Raw genomic sequence first — 4,178 nt, forward strand, 5'->3', positions numbered from 1 at the left:
CCGGGAGCGGCCCGGCCGGGAGCGGCTCGGCCGGGAGCGGCTCGGCCGGCCCCGCCGTCGTGGCGCGGCCGCAGCGCGAGCCGATCGTCACCAGGGCGGAGCTGGCGCTGGCGCTCTCGACGCTGGTCGCCCTGGCCGGCGTCGTCCTGGGCAGCCACCTGGTGGACCCGCCGCCGGCGCTGCACACGGCGGCGCAGTTCGTGCACCTGGCCTGCGTCGTGCTCGGGCTGGGCAGCGTGCTGGCGGTCGACTGGCTCGGGCTGCGCTGGCAGCTGGGCAGGGCGACGCTGCGCGAGGTCGTGTCGACGGCGGCCGCGCTCGCGGTGCCGATCTGGCTGGGGCTCAGCGGCCTGATGCTGTCGGGGATGCTGCTCTCGCCGGACTACGAGTCGACGATCACGCTGGTCAAGCTCGCGATGGTCGGCGTGGCGGGGGTGGTGGGGGTGCTGGCGCTGGCGGTGAGCCGCCGGCTGGCCGCCCGGACGTCGCCGTCGCGGCGGCTGCTGCGGGCCGGTCTGCTCATGGCCGCGACGTCGCAACTGGCGTGGTGGACGGCGACGGTGATCGGGTTCCTCAACCGGACGTGACGATCACTGTGTAGAACTGTCTCATGAACCAGACGGCCGTCGGCTCCCACGAGAACTGGCTCACCCCTGACGAGCTCGACGCCGCGCGGCGCCGGCTCCCGATCCTGTACGTCAACGCGGTACCCGTACGGGTCGACGACACCGGTGTCGCGACGTCGGTCGGCCTGCTGCTGCGGTCGACCCCCGAGGGCGAGATCCGGCGCGAGCTGGTGGCCGGCCGGGTGCTGTTCCACGAACGCATCCGCGACGCACTGCTGCGGCACATCGAGAAGGACCTCGGGCCGCTGGCGCTGCCGCGCATCCCGGTGTCGCCGTCGCCGTTCACCGTCGCCGAGTACCTGCCGACGCCGGGCGTCACGCCGTACCACGACCCGCGCCAGCACGCCGTCGCGCTGGCGTTCGTCATCCCCGTGACCGGCGACTGCGCGCCCCGTCAGGACGCACTCGACCTCATCTGGCTGTCGCCGCAGGACGCCGCCGACGACGCCGTCCAGAAGGAGATGCTCGGCGGCCACGGCATCGTGCTGCGGCAGGCGCTGGCGCACCTGGGCTTCCCGCCGGCGCCGGTGGTCGGCTAGTTCGAGCCGCCGTCGGACGAGAGTGCCGCGATGAACGCCTCTTGCGGCACCTCGACCCGGCCGACCATCTTCATCCGCTTCTTGCCCTCTTTCTGCTTCTCCAGCAGCTTCCGCTTCCGCGTGATGTCGCCGCCGTAGCACTTGGCCAGGACGTCCTTGCGGATGGCGCGGATGTTCTCGCGGGCGATGACGCGGGCGCCGATGGCGGCCTGGATGGGCACCTCGAACTGCTGCCGCGGGATGAGCTCCTTGAGCTTGCCCGCCATGGCGACGCCGTACGCGTAGGCCTTGTCCTTGTGGACGATGGCGCTGAACGCGTCGACGGGGTCGCCGTGCAGCAGGATGTCGACCTTGACGAGGTCGGCTTCCTGGTCGCCGGTGGGCTCGTAGTCGAGGCTGGCGTAGCCGCGGGTGCGCGACTTCAGCGCGTCGAAGAAGTCGAAGACGATCTCGGCCAGCGGGATGGTGTAGCGCAGCTCGACGCGGTCCTCGGACAGGTAGTCCATGCCCAGCAGCGTGCCGCGGCGGGCCTGGCACAGCTCCATGATGGTGCCGACGAACTCGCTCGGCGCCAGCAGCGTCGCCCGGACCACCGGCTCGCGCACCGACGCGATCTTGCCCGACGGGAACTCGCTGGGGTTGGTGACGGTGTGCTCGGTGCCGTCCTCCATGGTGACCTGGTAGACGACGTTCGGCGCCGTCGAGATGAGGTCGAGGCCGAACTCGCGCTCGAGCCGCTCGCGGACGATCTCGAGGTGCAGCAGGCCGAGGAAGCCGCAGCGGAAGCCGAATCCCAGCGCCGCCGACGTCTCCGGCTCGTACACCAGCGCGGCGTCGTTGAGCTTGAGCTTGTCCAGCGCCTCGCGCAGGTCGGGGTAGTCGGAGCCGTCGACCGGGTAGAGGCCCGAGAACACCATCGGCTTGGGGTCGCGGTAACCGGCCAGGGGCGTGGCCGCCGGCTTGGCGGCGTCGGTGACGGTGTCGCCGACCTTGGACTGCCGGACGTCCTTCACCCCGGTGATGAGGTAGCCGACCTCGCCGACGCCGAGCCCGCCGCCGGGCGTCATCTCGGGCGAGATGACGCCGATCTCGAGCAGCTCGTGGGTGGCCTTCGTCGACAGCATGAGGATGCGCTCGCGCGGCGTGAGCTTGCCGTCGATGACGCGGACGTAGGTGACGACGCCGCGGTAGGAGTCGTAGACGCTGTCGAAGATCATGGCGCGAGCCGGCGCATCCGGGTCGCCCTCCGGCGCCGGGACCTCGGCGACGACCCGCTCGAGCAGGTCGAGGACGCCCTCGCCGGTCTTGCCGCTGACCCGCAGGACGTCGTCGGGGTCGCCGCCGATGAGGTGGGCGAGCTCGGCGGCGTACTTGTCGGGCTGCGCGGCCGGCAGGTCGATCTTGTTCAGCACCGGGATGATCGTGAGGTCGTTCTCGAGCGCGAGGTACAGGTTGGCCAGCGTCTGCGCCTCGATGCCCTGCGCGGCGTCGACCAGCAGGACGGCACCCTCGCACGCGGCCAGGCTGCGGCTCACCTCGTAGGAGAAGTCGACGTGGCCGGGGGTGTCGATGAGGTTGAGCGCGTAGGTGGTGCCGTTGTTCTCCGGGGCCTGGGAGGTGAACGGCAGCCGCACGGCCTGGCTCTTGATGGTGATGCCGCGCTCGCGCTCGATGTCCATGCGGTCGAGGTACTGCGCGCGCATCGACCGCTCGTCGACGACGCCCGTGAGCTGCAGCATCCGGTCGGCCAGCGTCGACTTGCCGTGGTCGATGTGGGCGATGATGCAGAAGTTCCGGATGAGCTCCGGCGGGGTCGCCGACGGCACCGGCGCGTTCTCGCTGACTGGCACGCAGTTTCCTCGGGCTTCGGAATGGGTTCTGTGGTGGGCGCGGTGTCCTGCCCGCACCACACATCATCCCATGGTCGGCGATACGGCCGTGCCAGAAAAGTGATATCACTGAGATATCTAGCCGGCCGGACCGGCCGCGACACCTGGAGGACCATGACCGACACCCTCACCGACGGCGGCGAGGCGGGCACACGCCGGGCCGGGCCCGCGCCGGTGGGCACGGCCGGCCACTGCATCGACGTCAGCGAGCACCGCGCCTGGGCGATGAGCGGCTTCGTCGCGCTGTTCCTCGCGCTCGCGGCCGCCGCGTACGCCGTCTGGCAGGCCGTCCGGCTGGCGCCGGCGGTCCGCGACGCGTTCGAGTCCGAGGACTGGGCCGGCGTCCCGGCCGGGCGGGCCGGCCTCGCCGTCGCCGCCCTGCTGGTGGCCGCCCTGCTCGCGTCGCCGCTGGTCGTCATCCAGCCCGGGCAGACGCGGGTCATCCTGTTCTTCGGCCGCTACATCGGCACCGTCCGGCGCACCGGGCTGGTCTGGGTGGTCGACGACCAGGGCGACCAGGGCACGTCGCTGCGCGGCTCCACCGACGTCGTGTCCGACGAGCTGGCGCACGAGGTGGCCGCCCGGGTCGCCGGCGGCGAGATCCTCGAGGTGCGCATCAGCCATCTCGCGTACGCGCAGGAGATCGCCCAGGCGATGCTGCAACGTCAGCAGGCCAGCGCGATCGTCGCGGCCCGCGAGCGCATCGTCGAGGGCGCCGTCACCATGGTCGAGCTCGCGCCGGCCCGGCTCGAGCGTGAGAATGTCGTCGCCCTCGACGAGGAACGCAAGGCCGCCATGGTCTCCAACCTCCTCGTCGTCCTCTGCGGCGACCAGCGCGCCACGCCGGTCGTCAACACCGGCAGCCTCTACACCTGAGCCCGTGGTGTCCTCCGAGCCCGACGGCGACCGCTCCGCGCGACGGCGCGAGCGGCACGCCGTCCTGCTCCGCCTCGACCCCGCCGTGCACGAGGCGCTGACCCGTTGGGCCCGCGACGAGTTCCGCAGCGTCAACGCGCAGGTCGAGCTGGTGCTGCGGAACGCGCTGCGGGCGGCCGGGCGCGAGCCGAAGGACGCCGGGCCGCTCCCCCGCCGCGGCCGTCCGCCGGCCCCGCCCGCGGGCGAAC

Annotated in this window: 5 protein-coding genes; 4 read left to right on the plus strand and 1 reads right to left on the minus strand. The window is 72.1% G+C overall.

The features are described 5' to 3' along the window. Together DY240_RS23740 and DY240_RS23745 are read left to right on the plus strand one after the other, a co-directional pair. Window positions 1–587, plus strand: a 587-nt coding sequence (locus DY240_RS23740; RefSeq protein ID WP_199702257.1) for a hypothetical protein, incomplete at its 5' end; no start/stop codon positions are given. A gap of 23 nt (window positions 588–610) precedes the next feature. Further along, complete coding sequence (locus DY240_RS23745) at window positions 611–1,165, plus strand: NUDIX hydrolase family protein (protein ID WP_119662207.1); 555 nt, start codon at window positions 611–613, stop codon at window positions 1,163–1,165. Here the strand turns inward: DY240_RS23745 and lepA are convergent. Further along, the gene (gene lepA, locus DY240_RS23750; RefSeq protein WP_119662208.1) at window positions 1,162–3,015 is read right to left on the minus strand and encodes a translation elongation factor 4; all 1,854 of its coding nucleotides are present in this window, start codon (window positions 3,013–3,015) and stop codon (window positions 1,162–1,164) included. The genes DY240_RS23745 and lepA overlap by 4 nt on opposite strands. A gap of 153 nt (window positions 3,016–3,168) precedes the next feature. On the opposite strand from lepA, the gene DY240_RS23755 reads away from it, so the two are divergent. Both DY240_RS23755 and DY240_RS23760 read left to right on the plus strand, forming a co-directional pair. Continuing rightward, on the plus strand, window positions 3,169–3,930 hold the full coding sequence (locus tag DY240_RS23755) for an SPFH domain-containing protein (RefSeq protein ID WP_119662209.1): 762 nt from the start codon (window positions 3,169–3,171) through the stop codon (window positions 3,928–3,930). Window positions 3,931–3,934: 4 nt separating this feature from the next. Then, the coding region (locus tag DY240_RS23760; RefSeq protein ID WP_119662210.1) for a hypothetical protein at window positions 3,935–4,178 on the plus strand (244 nt) is incomplete at its 3' end.

The organism is Jiangella rhizosphaerae (genome assembly GCF_003579925.1).
GTDB lineage: Bacteria > Actinomycetota > Actinomycetes > Jiangellales > Jiangellaceae > Jiangella > Jiangella rhizosphaerae.